This is a genomic window from Aureisphaera sp. (genome assembly GCF_059726885.1).
Genome location: NZ_AP041051.1, coordinates 3,601,418 through 3,624,110 on the forward strand (window position 1 = coordinate 3,601,418; position 22,693 = coordinate 3,624,110).

Below are 22,693 nucleotides of genomic sequence, written 5' to 3' on the forward strand. Positions count from 1 at the left end.
TTTACAAAAAAAACCTCCACATCTCTTGCCCTCAAGGGTAGGCAATGCAACATGGAGGTTACGGTTAGCTAGAATTACATACAATGAAAACTCTAAACTTGAGGAACAAGGTTCCCTTCATTGGCGAACCCCATCTAACTTGGTTTCATACTCCTCAATACAAACCCTCGTTATTCTTTCACAAATCGATACGATGCCGAATGCCCTTCGACAGTTACCGTTAATATATATACGCCTACAGGTAACTGGGAAACACCCAGGACACCTGAGGTACTACCTATTTTTTGACTCATAAGTTTTTGTCCTAAGACACTATGCACTTCTACTCTATCAATATTTGAAAGTGCGGATAGATTCAATTGTGAATTGGTTGGATTAGGATATAGTTTAAATCCAGCAATAGTGTTATCATCTACAGAAAGTGGTGGCTTGGTTGGCCCTGTCCAAGCAAATTGAACCGTCCCTCCGGGCACCACAGATCCAATAGCCCCCATAAACGTAGTCCAACCCGTTGTTGGGTCTACCATGCGTAATTCGGATTGAAAGGTATCATTATTAAAGGCCGACATAAACAAATCCCCATTGGTACTATCGTAAGCCATTCCCTGACCAAAACTGGAATCGAAACCTATACTTCCCAATGCAGTGGCGTTACCATTACTTAAATTGATTCGATACATCATATCGACATCTATGTCGAATGCATACCCTTGTCCTAAATCATCGATCGCAAGTGCTATACCCAAGGTAAGCCCTGTACTTCCCTTTGCCTCTACTTCAAGTGTCGTGGTATTAATGGTTGAAATGCTAGTGCTTCCCGTTCCATTAGTAGAAATAGCGTACATATGGTTATCCATGGGATTAAATTCCAATCCCGTAAAGTTCTCTCCATTGGGAGCATCGGTAAAGCCTAAGAACGTATACACCCCTGTATCGGGATTTAGATCATAAACCCCACCACTATCATCTACCACAAAGAAAGTCCCGCTAACAGGATTATAGGCACCCGCACCTTCAAAATCTGCGGTTCCACCAGGACCAATAGTGTTAAAGAAATTTGGATCTCCAGAATTATAGTGTCCAAAGTCACCACTCTGGTTCTCTGGAGCGAACAATTCAACACCCCCTCCAATTACGGTAGACTGGTTTTGGGGGCGTTTATCGGCAAAGTGATTATTCAATATTTGAATTTCTTCGGGAGAGAACACATCCGTGACAGCTCCCCTATGGTTTTGATGTAATCTAGAAAGTAATTCATCCAGATCGATTTCGGTCTGTGATATGCAAATAGTGCTTGTTAGAAATAGAAAAGCACTACATAAAAGTGTAAAAGTTTTCATCTTTAAATGGTTTAGAGTTCTCCTCAAAACTATTTAAAATGAAGACCTTACAAAGAAGAATGGGACGAGTGACAAAAAATTGTTGACGAATTACAAGCCTTCTTTTAGCTTAGCTCCAAAAGTGCGCGAAACGGGTATTTCTACATCAGGCAATAGGATGATGCGGTTACTGGAAGAGGTCTTAATAAAGTTCTTATTTATGACATACGAACGGTGTACTTGCACAAAATTGGGTGGGAGTTCTTCAAGGACTGCAGACAACACATGGCGGTCTACATAACGCTTGTCTTCCGTATAAAACTCAACATAGTTTCTATCGGCTTTCATGTAGCGAAGATCCTCTAAGTATACACGTTGTTTGTTGTTCAGTTCTATACTCTTTTTGGAAACAACCTCTTCCATTCGTTGCTTTTCCAATAATACATCTTCTGCCGTCTTGCGGGACCTTTTGTATTTCCTGTAAATTACAATCGTAATTATTGCAATTAGCAAAAGCAATCCCGCCACCAAAATAAGGTTGGTCTTTACTGAAGAATTCGATTCTGCCAGGTTGGAATTCTCAGACTCTAAAGCCGCCAATTCACTTTTATATTTCAAAATTGCTGAAAAAGCCTGTTTCTGATGCAAGGAAATAATCCTGTTGATTTCAGCAGAATGCGATGTATACATTAGTTCTTTCTGAAGATCCTTTTCACTATAATACTTAGCTAGGGAGGAATAGGTGATATCCAAAAAATCCAAGTATTTGGTCGTGTCTACTTCCGCTAGGTTCTGCTCAAGGCGTTGCGCATAGAAATATGACGAATCCGTACTCCCAACCGTCATTGAATAATCCAACAAATAATTGTGTGCATTCAATGCTACGAATGCCCTTTTGGTTTGATAGGCCCTGGATTTAAATTCCAACGTATGTTTGCGATATGCTTCTAGGTCTTTTTTTAGTTTGGCTATTTCGCAGAGATGTTCATACTTCGAAAATGTAACTGATAAGGGCTCATTATCGGAAATGGAAAATAGGATTTGCTCAGCCTCGTTATAGGCACCTTGTTTTATGTGGAACTTCGAGAGATAGAGTTTACCAAAATTTAGCACTGAATTCAGACCATTATTCTTTGCATAGTCGATCACATAGTTCCCCTTTGCGATCAATTCGTCCAAATCCTCGGGTTGCATAGGGGATGGTAGCGAATTATAGGCAATGTCCAACTCTGTAATGAGCGCTCTTCCCGTTAGCAGACTATCCTTGCTTTGTCTGGCAGCACTAATCTCTTTCTGATTGTACTCAAAAGCCTTTCCCAATTCCCGTTTGCTTCTATAGGCGTTGGCCAGAAATCCCAAGGCCTTAGCTTGAATCGTGTAATTGTTTGCTTGGAGGGCATCTTCATGAATCTTATGGTAATTAACAATGCCGCTGTCTACCGCGATTTTAGAAAAACGCAATAAAAATCGGGTTTCCTTAATCCTGAACTCCAGAAAACCGGGATCGGTTTTAGGCAGGCCATTACGCACTGCCCAAGCTTTTCCTTTTGCAAAGGCCTCGGTTGTGGCGGTGGTATCATTTAATTGCGAAAGTAGGTCTACTTCCTTATGGAACTGCTCGAAACGGCCATAAGATTGCCCTAAAGCCATACCAGAAGTAAGCCATAATGCCAAAAGGCATAATAGCCAAAAAGATACAGGATGATTCCTTGTCCCTTGGTTCCCTTGATACATTGAATTCTGGTAAGCTGCTTTCTGTTTTAAAGTTAGTGTTTATCCCGAGAATAGCAAGTAGAGTGAGATTGCATAAAAAAAAGCCCGATGTTTCCATCGGGCTCATTGTATCTAAAATACCTCTGTTTTCGGTACACGCTGCTTCCCTACTATACTTTCCATTTTTGCAGAAAGCTTAGGAAGCGTATAGTATCTTCGGTATTGTTATTACTTCACTTCTTCGAAGTCTACGTCTTCTACGTCTGAGTTCTCCTCTCCATTTTGGGAAGCATTTCCAGCTCCAGCATCACCGCCTGGGGCAGCTCCGCCCGCTTGCGCTTCTTGTTGGGCTTTGTACATTTCCTCAGAAGCTACTTTCCAAGCTTCGTTAATCTTCTCTAACGCAGGTTCGATTGTTTCTACTTCCTTGGTTTCATAAGCTTTCTTCAAATCTTCCAAAGCTGCTTCGATAGGAGCTTTCTTGTCATCAGATAGTTTATCACCAAACTCTTTCAGTTGCTTTTCCGTTTGGAAAATCATCGCATCGGCTTCGTTAATTTTGTCCGCCTTTTCCTTTGCCACTTTATCTGCTTCGGCATTGGCTTCGGCTTCGGCCTTCATTTTCTCGATTTCTTCGTCGGTCAATCCAGATGATGCCTCAATACGAATATCCTGAGACTTATTTGTGGCCTTATCTGTAGCACTTACCTTAATGATACCGTTGGCATCAATATCGAAGGTTACCTCAATTTGAGGAACTCCCCTAGGCGCTGGTGGAATGCCATCTAAGTGGAAACGACCTATGGTTTTATTATCCCCTGCCATTGGACGCTCTCCCTGTAGTACGTGGATTTCAACACTTGGCTGATTGTCCGCTGCAGTAGAGAACACCTGACTTTTCTTCGTTGGGATCGTTGTGTTTGCATCTATCAACTTAGTCATAACACTTCCCATGGTTTCAATACCCAATGAAAGTGGTGTTACATCTAATAGAAGTACATCTTTTACATCTCCCGTAAGTACCCCACCTTGAATAGCGGCTCCTACAGCTACTACCTCATCTGGGTTTACACCTTTACTTGGTGCTTTACCGAAGAATTTCTCCACAGCTTCTTGAACCGCAGGAATACGGGTAGAACCTCCTACCAATATGATCTCATCGATGTCGCTTGTTTTAAGACCTGCGTTTTTCAAAGCGGTCTGACAAGGTTCGATTGTACGTTTTACCAAATCATCGATCAACTGCTCGAACTTTGCACGGCTCATGGTTTTCACTAAGTGCTTAGGTCCGCTGGCAGTAGCAGTAATGTATGGTAAGTTGATTTCGGTTTGTGAAGAAGAAGATAGTTCAATCTTCGCTTTTTCGGCAGCTTCTTTTAAACGTTGCAATGCCATAGGATCTTTACGAAGATCCATAGACTCTTCTTTTTCGAATTCATCGGCCAACCAGTTAATGATCTTGCTATCTACATCGTCACCTCCTAGATGCGTATCCCCATCGGTAGCCAATACTTCGAATACACCGTCACCCAATTCCAAAATAGAAACGTCGTGCGTACCTCCTCCAAAGTCGAATACCACGATTTTCTGATCGGTGTCCTTTTTATCCAATCCATAAGCCAAAGCCGCAGCTGTAGGCTCATTGATAATTCTCTCTACTGTTAATCCCGCGATCTCCCCTGCTTCTTTAGTCGCTTGACGCTGACTGTCATTAAAATAAGCAGGAACGGTAACTACAGCGCGTGTAACATCCTGTCCTAGGTAATCCTCTGCTGTTTTCTTCATCTTCTGAAGAATCATTGCACTCAATTCCTGTGGGGTGTACAAACGACCATCGATATCTACTCGTGGTGTGTCATTGTCCCCTTTCACTACTTTGTAAGCAGCTCTTTCTGCTTCCTTTGCAGATTCAGAAAATTTATTTCCCATGAATCGCTTAATAGAAGCAATGGTCTTGGTAGGATTAGTCACTGCCTGTCTTTTGGCAGGATCCCCTACTTTAATTTCGCCGTCTTCTACAAAAGCGATGACAGAAGGTGTGGTTCGCTTCCCCTCCGCATTTGGTATTACGGTTGGCTCGCTACCTTCCATTACCGAAACGCAAGAGTTGGTAGTCCCTAAATCGATTCCAATAATCTTACTCATGTGTATAGTATTTTTTTAAGTGTTTCAAAATAAATTATTACGAACAGCATATGTCAAGGAATGTGCCAATCGCATGTATATGACATGGTGTCAGTTTTGGGCATACCATAGCACCCATAATGTCTTTCTTTATAAAAGAAGAGTCCATCATTATAATTATAAACCCACTTGCATATTTAATGTTCGATATTTCGGTATCAAAAGAAACGAACAGTTATAGCTTAAATATGATATATACATTACTAGTATTAGTCGCCTTAACCAGAGCCATTCAAATTATAGACAGAACAGTTTCCAAAATAGTAACCCGATCCTTCCTAGGTAGGGAATGTGCCCTAGTACGCTCCTTATCGTAACCGAGTGGCGTTATATTCTGGAAGTTTTGTTTAGTGAGGCAGTTAGAGTGGCTAAGAAAGTGCTTACCATGTAAGCACATATAGATGCGGCACCTTCCATTTGAAGGTGCCGCTACTTTTTTATCGTTCAGTATTTTTGACCAAGGGAACGGTGGCAAACTCAAGAAAAGGCACTCCCTCCTGCACTTTCCAGAGTTTCTCCCCATCCACCGTTCTATATCCCTAAGTCAAGGTCATCATCGCACCAAAAGTGTTAATGATGCCCCCCTTAATACGGAAACAAATATATGGAAATATTCCATATTAAAAATGGAAATATTCCAAATTATTTTTCAACAATAATTATGAAAAGAACAATTACATTTGCCATGCTAAAACCAACACATGGAGAGCATCAGTGTTTTCGATATGCTAAAAATTGGGGTCGGCCCTTCTAGTTCCCATACATTGGGACCATGGCGTGCAGGCCTTAGGTGGATCGACCGATTAAAGGAGAAAGATCAGATCGATCAAATTGAATCTGTACATATAGATTTATACGGTTCCCTTTCATTGACTGGAAAAGGTCACGCCACGGATATTGCTGTGGTCCTCGGATTATGCGGTTACGACCCCGTTACCTTTCCCATAGAAAACATTCAGAAGGAAATAGATCTCATTCACAAAAATGGCATCTTACGATTTAATGGGACCACCATAATTCCTTTCCAGATCTCCGAGCACATAAAGTTTCATCGTAAATTCTTACCGTTTCACCCCAACGGAATGACTTTTAGCGCTACACTTAAAAACGGAAGTACTGTACGTCGTACGTATTATTCCATTGGAGGTGGTTTTGTAATACAGAAAGAAAGACGTATTGCTAGGGAACAACAAGAAAAGTTCTCCGAATTTCCTTTTCCTATTCAGACGGGGCAAGAATTACTTGCGCATTGTGCTTCTGAAGGGAAGTCCATAAGCGGAATTGTATTGGAAAACGAAAAATCACTGCGTTCCGAAAGTCAGGTGAATCAGGGACTAAAGGAAATCTGGGATGTGATGCTGGATTCTATGTATGTTGGGTGTCATACCGAAGGGATATTGCCAGGTGGCCTCAATGTGCGAAGACGTGCCTATGATTCCCATCAAAGTTTAAAAAGCAACAAGTCTTACACCAATAATTACGATTGGATTGATGCCATACGGGATACGGAAGTAAAATTCCGTCAGATCCTTAAGTGGGTTTCCTGTTTTGCCCTTGCTGTAAATGAAGTAAACGCTTCCTTGGGAAGGGTGGTTACCGCTCCTACCAACGGAAGTGCTGGAGTAATCCCATCGGTTTTAATGTATTATCTGGTTATTGAAAACCATGATGGCAATTTTGAGGATATTCGAAAATTTCTACTGGTAGCTGGTGAAATTGGAAGTCTATTTAAAAAAGGCGCTACCATTTCGGCCGCTATGGGCGGTTGTCAAGCCGAAATTGGGGTTTCTTCTGCCATGGCGGCTGGAGCCCTGACCGAATTAATGGGAGGAAGTCCCGAGCAAGTGTTAATGGCAGCCGAAATTGCTATGGAACACCACCTTGGACTTACTTGTGATCCCATTGCCGGGTTGGTACAGATACCCTGCATAGAGCGCAATGCCATGGGAGCCATTAAAGCCATTAATGCCTGTGAAATGGCATTGGATGGCGACCCGATCCATGCTAAAGTAACTTTGGACAAAGTTATCGCTACCATGTGGCAGACTGCCCAGGACATGGCATCCAAATACAAGGAAACCAGTGAAGGTGGCCTTGCTGTACAGGTAAACATAAGTGACTGTTAAAGTTTCCCCATCGTATACTTGAGCACCAAAGATCTTCGTTAATCAAATAATTGCGCTTACTGAACCATCCCGTACACGTTGTATTATTGATTGATAAAAGCTGTTAAAGGTACAATCAACCTAAAATTTTAACAGAATAATTAATGATTATTTACTTTTAATCGTTTTTATTTACTTTTTATCGACTATTTGTTCGAATATTAACTAGAGCTAACATTATGTTGAAGTTATCCCCACTTCTAATAATCCTTATGGTTGTTCTTCCTGTTTGTTCACAAAATGTTCAAATTGACGGAAGGCTACAACCCCTTCTCAATGATTTCTTTGCTCATTGCGATACTTATGACATTCCATATCATGATAAATTATTTGAATTGGAAAAAATAGATATTGTCAACACCTTAACAGTATCTGAAGATGGGTCTACACTTGGAATGCTCCGCAGGAATAATCAAGGCAAAGTCGTTGCTATAGATATTAACTGGATGGCTCAATTGGATCCTGAAATCCTAAAAATTGTGGCGTTTCATGAATTCGCGCATTACTTTTTGGAATACAGCCAGCATACCTGTGATGATTGTGGACACATTATGTCGAAAGTCAATTCCAGTTATTTTGAAATTGCACGTGATTGGGAAAGAAATGTAAAGATCCTTTTCGAAGAATCACCCATATACCGAAAGAAGTACTTAAAAGCACTTTCTTCCCATTGGTCTAATTTTCCTTAATTACTGATTACAAGTAGATCGGCGCCTTGAGTCTATCAAGTGGATAATCTTCCAGCCATCTTCCGTTTTAGCTAGGGTAAATGCATTTGCACCACAGTGACTAAATGAATCGTTTACCCAAAACTCATAGGGAGTCCAAACATGCGCCAAATTACCATCTATTGAAACTTTGTAATCCAGTAAACGTTCATCCCACTTTTGCTCAGCCGGCCTATTGGCAATGCCCACAAGAAGTTTGTCCAAAGTTGCAGTGGATAGATGGGCTATTCCCTCTTTATCTGTATAGGCAGTTTGCAAGGGTACTTCCTTTATTAATGTGGAACGCATAAGCGTAGTATCACCTTTGTGAAATCCTTCAAAAAAAGTATCGATCAGTTGTTTTGCATCGGCTTCAGAAAAATCATCCTGAGCCATACCTAAATAAGAAATACTTAGGCAAAGAATAAGTAGAATACGCTTCATAGGAATAAAAATATAGATTGCTTCCAAAATTAGTACTTTTACGGCACAATTTGTTACACATATGTCCATAGCTAAAAAAGAATACAAACGAATTACCACAAAAACGTTGGTAGATATGAAACGTAATGGGGAAAAGATCTCCATGTTAACGGCATACGATTATACGATGGCGAAAATTGTAGACGGTGCCGGTATCGATGTAATCCTTGTAGGTGATTCTGCCTCTAATGTAATGGCCGGACACGAAACTACCTTGCCTATTACGTTGGATCAGATGATTTACCATGCATCTTCCGTAATCCGTGGTATTGAAAGAAGTCTTGTGGTGGTCGATATCCCTTTTGGAAGCTATCAAAGTGACCCCAAGGAGGCATTGCGCTCTGCCATTAGAATTATGAAGGAAAGCGGTGCTCACGCTGTTAAGGTAGAAGGCGGAAAAGAAATCAAGGAAAGCGTGAAACGCATTCTAAATGCAGGGATTCCCGTTATGGGACATTTAGGACTTACCCCTCAATCCATATATAAATTCGGGACCTATACGGTACGGGCAAAAGAGGAAGAGGAAGCTGAAAAACTAAGGCAAGATGCCCTACTACTTGAAAAGTGTGGATGCTTTGCCATTGTATTGGAAAAGGTGCCGGCTAGTTTGGCCCAAGAAGTGGCAAAAAGCCTTACCATACCAATTATTGGGATCGGTGCTGGAGGTGGAGTAGATGGACAGGTCTTGGTTACCCATGACATGATTGGTATGACACATGAATTTAATCCGAGGTTCCTTAGAAGGTATCTAGATCTATTTACGGAAATGACCCATGCTTTTAGTTCGTATATCGATGATGTAAAGAGCGGGGATTTCCCAAGTGAAAAAGAACAGTATTAATTTCCGTTAAAATTAGTTTCACAAGTGCACAGCACCAAAGATACACTTCAGGTACTTTTTGAAGACAATCACTTGCTCATTGTAAATAAGAGGCCTGGCGATATCGTGCAGGGTGATAAAACTGGGGACATTCCACTATCCGAGATAGCCAAGCAATACATTGCAGAAAAATACCAGAAACCGGGTGCCGTTTTTCTAGGGGTTGTACATCGTCTTGACCGCCCTACCAGTGGCGCAGTGGTCTTTGCGAGAACCAGTAAAGCACTTACAAGACTCAATAAGATATTTTCAGAAAGACAGGCTCAGAAAACCTATTGGGCAATTGTAAAACAAAGACCTCCCAAAAGTGAGGATCGGTTGATTCATTTTCTGAAACGAAACCCAAAACAGAATAAATCCTACGCCTACGAAAAGGAAGTCCCCGATAGTAAACGGGCCGTCCTAAACTATAAGGTCATAAAGCACCTACAGCGGTATTCACTTCTTGAAATTGATCTGGAAACGGGCAGGCACCATCAAATACGCTCGCAATTATCTTTTTTGGGGTCACCAATAAAAGGGGACCTCAAATACGGATTTGACCGTAGCAATCCTGATGGGAGTATTCATTTACATGCAAGGCGACTGGAGTTTATTCACCCGGTGAAAAAAGAAAAATTGGTAGTGGAAGCACCCCCTCCAAATGAAACCATTTGGAATGCTTGCGTTTAAAGTTCGATCAAGTGATTCTTAAGGGCATAAATAACCAGTCCTACCCTATTCTTAATCCCTAATTTATTAAAAAGCTCCTGTCGATAACCATCGATGGTTTTTGGGCTCAGGTTCATAACATCTGCAATTTCCTTATAGGTCATTTCACTACAAGCCAATTGCAGGAAAGTAAGCTCATTTTCCCTTAACTTTACCATAGGCTCCCTACCTCCTGGCTGCAGTGCATTTACCATGGTAGACGTTACCCTTTCCGAATAATAATAGCCCTTGTCCATGACCTCCAACAGGGCAAACTTAAGATCATCGGGATGAATGTCTTTTAGGAAATAGCCCTTAGCCCCTCCCCTAATCATTTTAAGGATGATTCCTTCATTGTCTTCAACCGACAACGCCAAGACCTTTATTTTTGGATGATTTTCGGTAAGCCAAGTTACCGTTTCGAAACCGTTCATTACGGGCATATTAATGTCCAATAGAATTAGATCGGGGATGGCTCCGTTGTTTTTTAATTCATTCTGCATTTCCAATCCATGTCGTGCCTTGAATATTACTTGAAATTCCGGCAAGGTATTGATTAGCTTTTCCAGCGAACTGGCGAAAAGCAAATGATCGTCTACAATGGCAAGAGTGTATTTTTTAGCGTTACTCATAAATTGGATATGGATAGGTCAGTTGCAATTTTGTGCCTTCGCCCAATTGCGACGTGAGGTTTAGATCCGCTCCTAATAAAGAAGCCCGGCTCTTCATATTCTGAAGCCCGGAATTGCCACTTTTCTTGCTGGTATCGAACCCTTCACCATCGTCATTGGCGATGATCTGAAGTTGTTTGTTATCGTAATATAAATGTACAAATAATTTGTCAGCCTTAGCGTGCTTAATCACATTAGAGAAAAACTCTTGTAAAATTCTAAAGATTATAATTTCGTCTTCCTTGCGAATGACAGTTTCTTCGCCATCGATCTTAAGATCTGCATGTAGGAAATTCAGGCGGTTAAAACGCTCCAACTCGGTCTTTACAGATTCTACCAATCCATTATTGAGTACTACTTCTGTATTCAATGTTTTAGAAAGGGAACGCACTTCTTCTACCGTTGCCACGATTACATCTTTGGTGTCCTTAATCTGATCCTGCATGTTGTCTACGGGAGCGGTCATAAGCATATTCAATTGTAAATTGGCAACTGAGAGTAGCTGGCCCACATTGTCATGCAATTCCCACGCAATGTTTTTAAATGTTTGCTCTTGTATTTCCAACCGCGAACTTGCCAATTCCTGTTGGAATCGCTGCTGTGCCTCATACTTTTCAAGCAGCAATTTGTTTTTCCTTCTTTGGAAAGCGACAAAGAACAAAATCACAAATATTGCCAAAAACAGAATAACGGCAATGAAATATATTATTAAGAGAATTTCTTCTTTCTGGAGCATATCAAAAATCCAAGGATGAAACAAGAATACATAAATATGTTGGAATAGAGAATTAATTTGGATTGCATTTCCACAAAAAGGGAATTACCGCTACCCCGACTAAAATATTCAGAAAATATAGTAATTGGAGTTATACTTAAATAGAAAATAACTACCCCAATAGAAACATATACAGGCATAGAAAATCTAATGTTCAATATTTTGTCACTCCTTAGGAGGTCAAAGTAAAAAAGAATAACACTTAAAAGTATTACGAAAGTGCCTACAATATTACTGTACCGGGAATCCTTGGTGAAAAACACATCGGTTGCTAATAAATTGACTATCGAAGTTATGACGAAGGCATACATTATATAGAACAATAGCTTTTTCCAAACCTTATTTTTTATATGCTGCGCAAAGTAAAAGGCAAAAAATCCACCGCTAACAATTGAATAAATATTATATAACCACTTATTATCGGCCACTGGGGTATCTTTCAAAAATGAAAAAGTGTTATACCCTTCAAAATAGGCAATGGGCGCATAAGAACCAATAAGCTCTACTATTACAGTGAACAATAGGAATTGGACAAAGTATTTTTCTGGGAAAATATTTGCCGGGCTCTTCTTCAAAAAGTAAAACCCGGCAATTGTTGCCAATAATTCCAACAATGTTATTGGCAGCGTATGTATTAAATAATCTAATATCAATTTAGTATGCGTTTGGGGGCCATCCATTCTGGCCTCGATTGAAAGGGTCTATATCATAATTATTATCTGAATCCCCTTCATCACTTTCGGACGGACAGAAAAAAACGGTTGACATATCAGACTCATTATTATCATAAGCTGCAAAATACACCCTGATTCCCGGGTTTTCAATTTTCTGTTTTTTGGATTCTTCAAGGACATAATTCAGGTACTCTTGTAAATCTTCAATATTGAAAGTAACTGCGCATGTGTCTTGATGACCTTCAGCCCTTGTAATATCTACCGCTCTGGTAGCCATCCAATTAGACTGCATTTGTTTTGCATCCTGAACCGAAATACAATTTTGTGGTTTAGACATAATTAAAAGTTTTAGGTTAATAAGTGCTTCAAAATAGGAAAAACAATAGGGTTTTAACACTTTATTAAACAAAAAACAGGAAAAATCCTGTGACCAAAAAGGGTTTTACCGCAACAGGAATTCAATAAAATTTTGTATTCGAGTTAGTTATAAAAAAAACAAATTGATATAATGAAAAAGGGGCCAAAGCCCCTTTTCCTTTATGTGCATTTATCTGCAGATTACTGTTTAACATCTTCCATCTCCACAACTTCACCTTCCCTATCCATAAGTAGAACTTCATCGAAGCCCATATCTTGGAACTGCGGGAACTGTGTGGTAGCATCCCCAACAACCAAATATGCCATTTTCGACTCATCCAAATACTTATTTGCAAGTGTTTTATGCTGGTCTAACGTCATATTCCTAATCACATTTTCTTCATCCTCGATATAGTTAGGGCTTAAGCCGTAACCACTCATTTCCTGCAACATGCCCAACAGCGAAAACTGAGTTTCGAAACGTCTGGCATTGGACTTAATCAAAGCATTCTTTGTAAATTCTAAATCTTCTTCACTAATCCCTTCCTTATACTTTTGAATCTCCTCCTTAAAAATGGAAACAGACTCTCCCGTGGTATTGGTCCTAACACTCGAAGAAGCGACAAACGTACCTGGGATTTTGCTTCCATTAAAACGCGTTCGCGCTCCATAGGTATATCCTTTTTCTTCCCTTAAAATCAAATTAACGTTTCCGCTAAAGGATCCTCCTAACTTGTAGTTCATTACTTCGGCAGGATAAAACTCCTTATCGGTTCTAGGCAGTGCAATATACCCTATGTTGATCACGGATTGCTTGGCATTGGGAATGTCTACAAAATACAGGGAAGACTTGTCCCTGTTATTCGCTATTGGATATTCCGGAATAGAGACTTCCTTGGCCGCCCAATTCGTTTCCAGGCTCTTTAAGCTCTCCATCGTTTTGGCCTCATCAATTTTTCCGACAATATGAAAACGGGTGACGGATGGGGAGAAATTGTTGTTGTAAAATGCCTTTAAATCATCAATAGTTATTGCGGCAACAGATTCCTCTGTTCCAGTAGTTGGATAACTGAAAATATGATCTTCGCCATAAAGGAGTTTATTAAATACCCTATTGGCTACTGAATTAGGATCGGCAGCAGATCGTTTTATTTGATTAATCGTCGCGGTTTTGATCAAATCAAATTCTTCCTCGTCCCATCTTGGTTCCAAAAGAATTTCTTCCACCAATTCCAACGTCTTATCAAAGTTACGTACCAATGTATTACCCTGAATCACTATAGACTCACGGGTGGTATACATATTAATGTTGGCCCCCAGCATTTCAATTTCTTCCTCCAACTCTTGAGGGGTTTTTGTTGCGGTACCTTCCATCATGATATCCGTCATAAGATTGGCGACACCATTTTTGCTCATATCATCCAATAGATGACCTCCTTCAAGAATAAGACTGAAATTTACAGTAGGTATTTCACCTTGCTCTATACCGTATACCTTCATCCCATTGGCTAATTCAGCATTCCAACTGGATGGAATATTCAGCGCAGGTGCAGGCCCTTGGGCAGGCTCCGTAGAACGATCGAATGATGAAGGTGTTTTTGCAACTTCCTCTTCGGCATCTTCAACTATTTTCTCCACATTTTCTTTAATCTCTTCCTCAACAACCGGTGCGATTACAGAGTTGTCGGCAATGAGCTCCATCTGTCCTTTAGGGACAAAGCTTGTCATGACGAATGGCTTGTCTTTAATATATTTGTCATACACACGCATAACATCTTCCTTTGTCACCTTTTTAATGTTGGCAATGTCCTGCTCTATAAATCCAGGATCGCCTGCAAACACATTGTACTGGCACAATTGGAACGATTTACCCAATACGCTACTTATTCCATTATAAAATTGTGTTTCCAATCCGGCCTTAATACGCTCTACATCCCTATCGGTTACTCCTTCTTCTTCAAACAATTTAAAGGCCTCAAAAACACCTTGTTCTACCTCGTTCAAGTTCACGCCATTATTACCCGTAACCTGCAAATGAAACTCCCCAGCTATTTCTTGGGAGTTATTGTATGCAAAGAAGCGAGAGGTAAGCTGCTTATCTTTTTCCAGCACTTTATACAATGGTGCCTTCTTACCGCTTGATATGATTTCCGCAAGAAAATCCAAAGCATAAGCATCATCGGTATATTGTTGCAACGTAGGCCAAACCATATTTAACTGAGGCGCAGTCGCAAAGTTATCTTCATGGTACAGGCGCTTGGTTTCTGATATCGTCACTGGCATTGGCTCCAATTTCGGAACTTCCTGACGTCTTTTTATTTCACCAAAATACTTTTCGATAAAGGCCTTGGCTTCTTCCGTTTCAAAATCACCCGCTAGCACTAGGGTAGCATTATTGGGTCCATAAAACTTATCGTAAAACTCACGAACATCTTCGACCGTCGCATTTTGTAGATCTACCAACTCACCAATTACTTGCCAATTGTAAGGATGACCTTCTGGATAAATGTTCTTATCCAATACCCAATTGGTATGCCCGTATGGATTATTGTCTACTCGCTGGCGTTTTTCATTCTGAACCACCTCTTGCTGATTGTAAAAAGCAGATTCGGTAACGGTATTTATTAAATACCCCATACGATCACTTTCCAGCCACATGATCATTTCTAAGGCATTCTTTGGAACAACCTCATAGTAGATGGTTCCGTCTTTCCAGGTACCACCATTTAAAGTACCACCTGCGTCTTGAATTTTTTTGAAGAACTGATCCTGTCCTACGTTTTCAGATTCTTGGAACAGCATATGCTCGAATAAGTGAGCAAATCCTGTTCGTCCTGTCTTCTCACGATTGGATCCTACACCATACTGAATGGCAAGGGAAACAATTGGGTCACTTTTATCTTGGTGCAAAACCACGTCCAAGCCATTTTCGAGTTCATATTTCTCGAATTCAATGGAGAGCTTAGACGACTCCTCTGGGGAAGATTCTTTTGTTCCACAGGATATGAGGAATAAAGAAAGGGCCAATGAAAAGCCCAAAATAACATTAAAACGATTTTTGGAATACATGGGTTTTGAGTGTTTTTTGATTTTTTTAAATATACAATCCCTACCACTTTCAAACCCTTAAAATGGTGTTAATTTAAGATGCACAAAAACCAAAAGAGCCTATCGATAAAATGCGATAGACTCTTTTGTTTCGTTAGGTGGAATTCTAACTATCTTGGGACATCTTCCCCATCATCAATAAGTCGGGAAAGCTCCTCAAATACTTCAGCTGCGGGCCTTGGTTCATTATCTTTAGTTTGCTCATCTCCAATTTGTAATGGTATTAGGTGCAAAACTTCATCGATGACAGTACTGGCATATGCCAAGTTTAATCCGGGAACCCGAACCAAACTAACTTCTTCCCCAAAATCAGAATTTCGTTGTAGGTCGATAAAGGCCTGCGAATAGTACTCCTGACCTAATGAGGTAGATTGCCATTTTCCATCCCTTTCATTTAGCATGATATATACATTTTCCGATCCATCTACCTGAATGTTCACAGCTACAAAGCCCATAGGCTGTATGATTCTACCCGGATCCTGATCTGCTGTATATTTCTTGAGTCGATCCAATCCCACGGCATAATGCTCTACTGCCTGTCCTATCTGGACATCTTCTAACTTACTATACTTGCTAAGTCCGTAGAACTGGTAGTTCAGCTCGGTAATGGCACAACGGAAATAGGCCAATGCATCCTCTGCTATTTGTATATATGTTCCGCCGCCTTGAGCATTCATCTGGGTTCCTCCTAATGTGAAGAAACAAATTACAATTATTATTGCTTTTTTCATGATATTCGTTTTAAGGCGTTTTTTTGATTTCATAATAGTCATTCCAATGAGAGGAACCGGGGCTTCCAGCCACATAAGCATCGTAGGTAATGGTGTAGTTACTTCCAGTATTCACGGGCAATGGATCGTTAACATGCAAAAATCTCTGTCCATTACATACTCCTGTTGAGTATCCAACAATGGCGACCATATGACCGCTTCCTCCAGCCCAGTGCCAGGTGTACGTAAAAGGACGATTACCGCAGTCAATCTCTTCCTTGATTTTCTCCCATGATAATGCTGAATTTACCGTATTCAAAGACGTAAAACCGTATTTGTTGAATTCTGGCCAACCCCCCACTACACAAACACCCGGAGTTGGACTATTACAACAAGTCGTTTGACTAAACCTATTATTGGCTTGTGTACATTGAGCTACATTGGTACCCAGCCATTCCATGCACATTTGTCCACTAGCGGCCCAGCACCATTGACTGGTTTGTTGCGCCCTAAGTGTTACGGGCAATACTTTGGAATCGTCTGTAGGTGGACAACAGCTAATCGCTATGGCCATAAGAATCCCACATACAACCCAACCTTTTAAAATTGATTTTGTTTTCATGGATATGAAGTTTTAATTCGTATTTGGTTGTTAGTTATAAATAACTTTATACAAAATTAAACAACTAATATACAGATAGTTACAATTAAAACACTCATTTACAACAGGGGTTTTTCCTTATTTATTGCAAAGAAAGCCCCTAAAGGTTCTATTTCTAAGGTGGGCTAATGTTTTTGGTAAGTAGTTATGGGAATCAGAAATCGATGAAGTTGCTGGAAACCCAAAGTTCGTCTAAACTTATTTTGGACCAATTGTTCTTTTCCTCATAGACAAAAATCTCCTGATTCTTCACGACAGACCCCACTCGATTGAAGCTTACAGAGGGTCCGCTTCGTACATTAAGCACATCGGCATTTACAATAGCGCGCTTTACTTCCTTAACAAAGTTACCATAGACCCATTCTTCTTTTCCCTTGGAAATTTTACACCATCTATTCTTAACCTTGTATATCCGAAGTACAGAACCTAGGGTTGTCTGCCCCAAAACAGGGAATGTAGAACGAGGTCCCTTTCTAATATTCAGCTTATTAGCAGTTACATATCCATATTTCAATGGAGGGGAATCCATGGTTCCCGTAATAGGTTCGTTGAGGGCATTGTTAAGCAGTGGTAAAAAGTTTGCCTCACAATCGGACACTTTGTTTCCACCAAAAAAATTGGTTCCGGGACAGGATTTGGTCACTCCGCTACCGTTGGTACGATTACCGCTGCTAAGATCGAACCAATGATGATAGACTACCCTATCTGTAGTAACTGGAATATTAAACCGTTTACATATGGCCGCGGAAATACGAACAATAGCTTCCTTCTGTTCTTGTCTCATCTGGTCCTTGCCATTATCAAAGAACCCAAGGTTTTCAATACAAATGGAATGATTATTATTATTGAAAATACAGGCAGGCGAACGTTCCAAACTTCTTCCTGTTGCCACTTTTCCATCCGGAAAAATCGTAAAATGCTGTCCTATGTCACTCCATCCGTTGTTATTAACATGATGGTTCTTCATTCCCTTTTGCAGTTTGAAATGATTGCTTTCATTAAAGTGCTGATAACTTGGAGAAAAGGTGTGATGTTCCTGAAGAAATAGTACTGTTCTCGCAATATTTTGCTGTGTGATCCAAGTTTCGAATTCTGAAACTGACATTAGGGTAAAACCAAATTTTGTTTCCATAGGGGGTATTTGAAGATGTTCCACAACCCTAAATTATAGGTATGGAACATCATTAGTTAAAGCTAAAAGTAATTGAAAACTAGCAACCTAACAAGAGGGAAACACCTATGATTTATGAAGGAAAAACACCTATACTTAGGGTTATGCCCATAATTACCCATTTGAGTTCAAACCTCTTTAAGTTCAACTTTTTGAAGGAATCCATATCAATTCTTTGTCGATAAATACAGGAATTTTTCACAAAGTAAATTCCAGCCCCCTTTCACGTCCTTCTGAAATATCAATACTTTTTCTTCCAAATCATACTGCATAAATAGTACCGCCTTGTCCGAAAAGAAAATTGGTTTTGTAACCCGAACCAGAGCCTGAGCTTTTGAATTTCCCCGAATTTTGATATTGCGGGATAATAAGTCTTTTTTCAATTTCTCATTAGGCCTAAATGACTGGAGCTCATAAGAAATGGCCTCAGCTTCCTTTTCATTTATAACTTCACTGTATTCAAGGGTTTCAGTTCCATTTGCATTCAAGCAATGTCCCAATAAAGAGTCGAAGATATCCTCCGAAGAAAGTATCACGGACCATCCCTTGCTATTCGAAAAGTATTTATATACAGCAATGTTTTTAGTTCCGAGGGCCGTATTTATAACACCATATGCCTCAATATCAGATCTTCGTGTGCCTTCCTGGGCAAAACAAAATACTGCTTGAAGGATGAAGTATGTGACTAGCAATCTTTTCATTAGTTTTGGCAATTATTTATACCTCTGGCGGCACTAGTTGATCCATTTCCAGAACCTGCCTGTCCCTCTGCAATGTTGGCATCTATAACGTTATTTCTAAACGCTGCAGGGAGTTGGTTAAAGTCTGTTGTATTCAACATATCTCCCGACCATGCCAAATAACGATAGTATTCTATGCCCAAGAGACTATTATTATCCCAGTTTTGGAGTGAGTATGCGATCGCATCAACATACTGTACCATGAATTCGTGTTGGGCAGCATTCGTATCATACCCATTTTGTGATAGATGATGTCTCAAAGCCACAGAAATAGAAGATAGGGGTTGTTCTTGGTAAATATAGGACAAATATGCATGAGCCGATTCATGAATTATAGTCCGGGCGATGGCTAGGTCGGTTGCATTGCTGATATATGAAGAGTTTATTGTTGTGGTATACAAAAAGGACGTTCCCCCTTGAGATCCTGCAGTAGTTAACGCATTAAATCCGCTAGGCAGGTTCCCCACCTTAATCTTGTAATTATGATTGGATGAATTATTAAAAATGTCTAAAATCAATGATGAAAGGTTAATGTTAACCGGTAAGTTTGGCACTAAACTAACGTAGTCTGATTTTGTAATTAATGGATCTATAATATTTTGAACACACTCAGAAATTGTAGGATCCATAATGAGCTTTTCATCAAAATTCACCTGTCCCCCTTCCATAGTACTGGTGAGTGCCTCCATCACAAAATGCACCGAGCTTTCCGAATAGTTTTCATCGACCAAATAATATAGCATTTCGCTTGCTATGTCTTTGTTATCTCCTAACCATAGCATTTCAGGAATATAATCGGTCCAAAAATCAGGGACCAGATCACCTAAAGCGGTCAGCAATGAAAAATAATTCTCCTGCAGTTCCTGTGGTGTTAAAGGAATATTTGGATTCTCACAATCTATTGGATCACCGTTCGGCAAAAAGCATTCATCGGGTAAGTTGGTGTTGCCGCCATCACCATCGCCATCGCCGCCATCGCCACCACCAGTGCCATCTGAACAGGGATCTGGTGATCGCAACGGATCTTTGTCTGTGTCGCCCCCTTCTGGACCAAAATTATAAATGGTAATAATATCGGGAAGCGTACAACTGCATACCGGGTTAGAATTCCCTCCATTGTGCGACGGATCGCAGCCGCAGGTAATAACTACGGTAGGTCCATCCCCTCCGCCTGTTGGGTCCGGATCTGGATCTGTATCGTCATCATTACAGGGATCGCTTCCGCGTAATGCCAGGACCTGTCCATTTACATAAGTGTGTTCTTGCACAAATTGTCCATAGATATCATAAAACCGAATAAAACCAGATAAGGTGCTGTAGTCGAAGTTACCAATGGGTTGAGAAGCGATCCAATTTCTGTCGTATTCGTATTCTACAATAAAGCTATAGGCCTCTTCCCCATATTCCGATATGACCAAATTATAGGTGACAAACCTGAATTCGGTTGGGGTTCCTGAAGTTTCGGCAGAGGCCGAAATCGCAAAATTGGATTTCTCGTTCTCGTCCAGACTTTGTATAACATTATCCAAATCTACATCCAATAAAACCAAATCTACATCGCGAGATTGGTTGGCATATGGATTTGAAGAAGGTTGAACCCGCAATGGGTTGTCCTTGGTAGTTAAACGGTTTACATAATTGGCAATTTCAGGAAAATCGTGTAGGCTCACCTTTTGTATCCTAATGTGCTTGTGATCAACATGTTGATCGTTAATAGTATTGTCGTCATTTTGGCATCCCGATAGACAGATAAAGATTGCCAAACTGATTAATTGTCGGATATTAGTTCTTAATCCCCCCATGATAAAAATTCAGTTTAAAAGTGAAAAATGTATGTACTTGTATGAATCCCTAGTACCCAATTATTGATGTATGGGTATAGATATCATATGCCCGAAAATCCGCTGCAGATCATGGATTTGTCGAGCTCATGGAAGTAGTGCACGCTTCTACGTACTACGAATATATAATATTTTTGAATATATTATTTACACTAAATAATTATTTTGTAAATATTTTAAACATTTATGATTTGAGATAGATAAAATTGAATTGTACTTGATTGACTATCTGACAAATACGGCAAGTAGCGTATTGAATATCCAGACCTTGGACCGTAAAACTTAATGGTCCTTCCAGTGACCGATGCAGGAACACATTAATTCCTGTAGCCTGTTAATAACATCTTCATTGGTCAATTGCCCTTTCCTTAACGCATTTACCAATCCTTCACATAGGGTAATTAACTTCCTTTTTATAATTTCATATTGTGGAAACCCATCCACCTCCCCCTCGCCTTCCAAAAGGTCATAAGGAATAGCGAGACCATTACTGGGTTGTACAAAATCACCATCTATGGGCCAGTTTAGATCACCCCAACAGAGATACCGCGATGACATATAAAGGACAGGATTCGCAAAGCATTCCCTAATTTCATAGTGATCAAAATCCACGAGGATTCCTCCTGAGGGATTGGAGCGCAGTTCTCCTGTTAGCTGGACATTGACCCCATCGAAGGTGATGGGTCCAGAAATTACCTTCGCAAGGTTTTGCAAATAGTTCTTAATACCACCTTCTTTAATCCCATTTTTTTTGAACCGTCCATGCCATAATTCGAAACCCTTATTCCTAGGGCATAGCTTAAGCTGGGAAGGTGTGCTAACAGATGTCATACCATACTTTCTTAGCATCTTTTCAATATTCTTGGTCAATTGGTAGTGTTCCGTTCCGTAATTGGGGAGATCTACCCTACCATCAACACGATTGTGGGCCCTTCTAAAAAGAAGTCCCGCAGGCTGTTCTAACTTTTCGACCGAATCTATGGATTTGTTCTTAATTTCATGCAGCCTTGTTTTAAGCACCACCCTATCGAACCCTAGATCCACAATGGCATAAATTGGGGTGGTTCTATGATTTGCCTTTTCATTCGTGAAGATTTGATGAATAAGTTGCTCCATAAACAACTCCTTATAGCACCCACGAAGGGGCATAAGGCCACTTCCGTGCGTTCTATGACTAGGCGTCCTGTGCGGTGCCACCCCTACTCCTTTAATATCCAATAATCCACGATCTGATTGCTGCTCACCCACTTCTTTCAGAACGCCTAAGGATTTAATGGTTTCCTCTATGGAAAAAATGAGTGCCCTCCCGTAATGCAAGGGTCGGTATGCCCGGGTTTCTTTCGACCCCGTTTCAATTTTAGTATTTACAAGGGTGTTTTTGGCCTGACTGGTCGAAACATACCCTCCATGGTGCAATAGCCACGTGTCGATCAAACGGTGAATCTTCCATGTTCTTTGGTCGGAATCCATGGTTCGAAGCCCTGGGTTCCTTTTCAGCAGTTCAGATTCATGTAGCTGAGGAAAATCCTGCATCAATAATGGGTAGTTCGCAAATCTAACTTTTGCGGTTTTTACCTGTACCACGGTTTCAATAGCGGCCTTTCTTCCGTTAATTTCGGAAATAGTACTAAATACATGTTCCGTACCCAATGAAAAAAATGGGAATGATTGATTCTCGTTCAAATCAAAACTAATTAAGATGTTTCTTTAAAGGCTGGGGAAGTGTTACGAAGATATACTTTATTTCTATAAGACACACATCTCATTGTTTAATGCATCATTAAACCAATCTTAGGTTGTTACGTGTCTTCACCCCAACCATCCATCCCTATCAAGGCTCCCGT

At 40.4% G+C, this 22,693-nt stretch carries 19 protein-coding genes; 4 read left to right on the forward strand and 15 right to left on the reverse strand.

Going from position 1 to position 22,693, the window contains the following annotated elements; all coding sequences use genetic code 11:
- Positions 1-170: 170 nt before the first annotated feature.
- From AC6JAD_RS16195 to dnaK, 3 genes are all read right to left on the reverse strand, one after another.
- Positions 171-1,340, reverse strand: coding sequence for a T9SS type A sorting domain-containing protein (locus AC6JAD_RS16195; RefSeq protein WP_461303912.1), 1,170 nt, complete (start codon positions 1,338-1,340; stop codon positions 171-173).
- A 90-nt stretch (positions 1,341-1,430) separates the two neighbouring features.
- Positions 1,431-3,053: a LytR/AlgR family response regulator transcription factor gene (locus tag AC6JAD_RS16200; RefSeq protein ID WP_461303911.1), complete on the reverse strand. Its 1,623-nt coding sequence runs from the start codon at positions 3,051-3,053 to the stop codon at positions 1,431-1,433.
- 207 nt (positions 3,054-3,260) lie between these two features.
- Positions 3,261-5,177: a molecular chaperone DnaK gene (dnaK, locus tag AC6JAD_RS16205; protein WP_461303910.1), complete on the reverse strand. Its 1,917-nt coding sequence runs from the start codon at positions 5,175-5,177 to the stop codon at positions 3,261-3,263.
- 740 nt (positions 5,178-5,917) lie between these two features.
- On the opposite strand from dnaK, the gene AC6JAD_RS16210 reads away from it, so the two are divergent.
- On the forward strand, positions 5,918-7,342 hold the full coding sequence (locus tag AC6JAD_RS16210) for an L-serine ammonia-lyase (RefSeq protein WP_461303909.1): 1,425 nt from the start codon (positions 5,918-5,920) through the stop codon (positions 7,340-7,342).
- 218 nt (positions 7,343-7,560) lie between these two features.
- Positions 7,561-8,070, forward strand: a complete 510-nt coding sequence (locus AC6JAD_RS16215) for a hypothetical protein (RefSeq protein WP_461303908.1) — start codon at positions 7,561-7,563, stop codon at positions 8,068-8,070.
- Here the strand turns inward: AC6JAD_RS16215 and AC6JAD_RS16220 are convergent, their stop codons facing one another.
- On the reverse strand, positions 8,071-8,532 hold the full coding sequence (locus AC6JAD_RS16220; RefSeq protein WP_461303907.1) for a nuclear transport factor 2 family protein: 462 nt from the start codon (positions 8,530-8,532) through the stop codon (positions 8,071-8,073).
- 61 nt (positions 8,533-8,593) lie between these two features.
- Between AC6JAD_RS16220 and panB the strand changes: the two genes are divergently transcribed.
- Entirely contained in the window at positions 8,594-9,412 is an 819-nt protein-coding gene (gene panB, locus AC6JAD_RS16225; protein ID WP_461303906.1) for a 3-methyl-2-oxobutanoate hydroxymethyltransferase, read from the forward strand.
- Between the two features lie 24 nt (positions 9,413-9,436).
- Positions 9,437-10,123 carry an RluA family pseudouridine synthase gene (locus AC6JAD_RS16230; RefSeq protein ID WP_461303905.1) on the forward strand — a complete coding sequence of 229 codons (687 nt, stop codon included), beginning with the start codon at positions 9,437-9,439 and terminating at the stop codon, positions 10,121-10,123.
- On the opposite strand, the gene AC6JAD_RS16235 is transcribed toward AC6JAD_RS16230, so the two are convergent.
- The 11 genes from AC6JAD_RS16235 to AC6JAD_RS16285 form a co-directional block, all read right to left on the reverse strand.
- Complete coding sequence (locus AC6JAD_RS16235) at positions 10,120-10,773, reverse strand: response regulator (protein WP_461303904.1); 654 nt, start codon at positions 10,771-10,773, stop codon at positions 10,120-10,122. The two genes, AC6JAD_RS16230 and AC6JAD_RS16235, sit on opposite strands and share 4 nt — an antisense overlap.
- Entirely contained in the window at positions 10,766-11,548 is a 783-nt protein-coding gene (locus tag AC6JAD_RS16240; protein WP_461303903.1) for a sensor histidine kinase, read from the reverse strand. Before AC6JAD_RS16240 ends, AC6JAD_RS16235 begins: the two co-directional genes overlap by 8 nt.
- Positions 11,521-12,240, reverse strand: coding sequence for a hypothetical protein (locus tag AC6JAD_RS16245; RefSeq protein ID WP_461303902.1), 720 nt, complete (start codon positions 12,238-12,240; stop codon positions 11,521-11,523). The genes AC6JAD_RS16240 and AC6JAD_RS16245 overlap by 28 nt, the downstream gene beginning before the upstream one ends.
- Position 12,241: 1 nt before the next feature.
- Positions 12,242-12,598 carry a hypothetical protein gene (locus AC6JAD_RS16250; protein WP_461303901.1) on the reverse strand — a complete coding sequence of 119 codons (357 nt, stop codon included), beginning with the start codon at positions 12,596-12,598 and terminating at the stop codon, positions 12,242-12,244.
- Positions 12,599-12,819: 221 nt separating this feature from the next.
- On the reverse strand, positions 12,820-15,687 hold the full coding sequence (locus AC6JAD_RS16255; protein ID WP_461303900.1) for a M16 family metallopeptidase: 2,868 nt from the start codon (positions 15,685-15,687) through the stop codon (positions 12,820-12,822).
- A gap of 149 nt (positions 15,688-15,836) precedes the next feature.
- Entirely contained in the window at positions 15,837-16,457 is a 621-nt protein-coding gene (locus AC6JAD_RS16260) for a hypothetical protein (protein ID WP_461303899.1), read from the reverse strand.
- 10 nt (positions 16,458-16,467) lie between these two features.
- Entirely contained in the window at positions 16,468-17,058 is a 591-nt protein-coding gene (locus tag AC6JAD_RS16265; RefSeq protein WP_461303898.1) for a C39 family peptidase, read from the reverse strand.
- 193 nt (positions 17,059-17,251) lie between these two features.
- The gene (locus AC6JAD_RS16270; RefSeq protein ID WP_461303897.1) at positions 17,252-18,229 is read right to left on the reverse strand and encodes an SH3 domain-containing protein; all 978 of its coding nucleotides are present in this window, start codon (positions 18,227-18,229) and stop codon (positions 17,252-17,254) included.
- Positions 18,230-18,435: 206 nt separating this feature from the next.
- A complete protein-coding gene (locus AC6JAD_RS16275; protein ID WP_461303896.1) occupies positions 18,436-18,969 on the reverse strand; it encodes a hypothetical protein in 534 nt (177 codons plus the stop codon).
- Positions 18,969-20,810 carry a hypothetical protein gene (locus AC6JAD_RS16280; RefSeq protein WP_461303895.1) on the reverse strand — a complete coding sequence of 614 codons (1,842 nt, stop codon included), beginning with the start codon at positions 20,808-20,810 and terminating at the stop codon, positions 18,969-18,971. Before AC6JAD_RS16280 ends, AC6JAD_RS16275 begins: the two co-directional genes overlap by 1 nt.
- A gap of 321 nt (positions 20,811-21,131) precedes the next feature.
- Positions 21,132-22,532 (reverse strand): hypothetical protein, encoded by a 1,401-nt coding sequence (locus tag AC6JAD_RS16285; protein WP_461303894.1) that lies wholly within the window; start codon positions 22,530-22,532, stop codon positions 21,132-21,134.
- Between the last annotated feature and the right edge of the window lie 161 nt (positions 22,533-22,693).

Excerpts from the sequence above, each read along its gene's own strand:
- AC6JAD_RS16195 (WP_461303912.1), bottom strand. The coding sequence starts at position 1,340 with ATGAAAACTTTTACACTTTTATGTAGTGCTTTTCTATTTCTAACAAGC.
- AC6JAD_RS16280 (WP_461303895.1), bottom strand. The coding sequence starts at position 20,810 with ATGGGGGGATTAAGAACTAATATCCGACAATTAATCAGTTTGGCAATC.
- AC6JAD_RS16200 (WP_461303911.1), bottom strand. The coding sequence starts at position 3,053 with ATGTATCAAGGGAACCAAGGGACAAGGAATCATCCTGTATCTTTTTGG.
- AC6JAD_RS16250 (WP_461303901.1), bottom strand. The coding sequence starts at position 12,598 with ATGTCTAAACCACAAAATTGTATTTCGGTTCAGGATGCAAAACAAATG.
- AC6JAD_RS16215 (WP_461303908.1), top strand. The coding sequence starts at position 7,561 with ATGTTGAAGTTATCCCCACTTCTAATAATCCTTATGGTTGTTCTTCCT.
- AC6JAD_RS16255 (WP_461303900.1), bottom strand. The coding sequence starts at position 15,687 with ATGTATTCCAAAAATCGTTTTAATGTTATTTTGGGCTTTTCATTGGCC.
- AC6JAD_RS16220 (WP_461303907.1), bottom strand. The coding sequence starts at position 8,532 with ATGAAGCGTATTCTACTTATTCTTTGCCTAAGTATTTCTTATTTAGGT.
- AC6JAD_RS16210 (WP_461303909.1), top strand. The coding sequence starts at position 5,918 with ATGGAGAGCATCAGTGTTTTCGATATGCTAAAAATTGGGGTCGGCCCT.
- AC6JAD_RS16275 (WP_461303896.1), bottom strand. The coding sequence starts at position 18,969 with ATGAAAAGATTGCTAGTCACATACTTCATCCTTCAAGCAGTATTTTGT.
- AC6JAD_RS16240 (WP_461303903.1), bottom strand. The coding sequence starts at position 11,548 with ATGCTCCAGAAAGAAGAAATTCTCTTAATAATATATTTCATTGCCGTT.
- AC6JAD_RS16270 (WP_461303897.1), bottom strand. The coding sequence starts at position 18,229 with ATGGAAACAAAATTTGGTTTTACCCTAATGTCAGTTTCAGAATTCGAA.
- panB (WP_461303906.1), top strand. The coding sequence starts at position 8,594 with ATGTCCATAGCTAAAAAAGAATACAAACGAATTACCACAAAAACGTTG.
- dnaK (WP_461303910.1), bottom strand. The coding sequence starts at position 5,177 with ATGAGTAAGATTATTGGAATCGATTTAGGGACTACCAACTCTTGCGTT.
- AC6JAD_RS16235 (WP_461303904.1), bottom strand. The coding sequence starts at position 10,773 with ATGAGTAACGCTAAAAAATACACTCTTGCCATTGTAGACGATCATTTG.
- AC6JAD_RS16265 (WP_461303898.1), bottom strand. The coding sequence starts at position 17,058 with ATGAAAACAAAATCAATTTTAAAAGGTTGGGTTGTATGTGGGATTCTT.
- AC6JAD_RS16260 (WP_461303899.1), bottom strand. The coding sequence starts at position 16,457 with ATGAAAAAAGCAATAATAATTGTAATTTGTTTCTTCACATTAGGAGGA.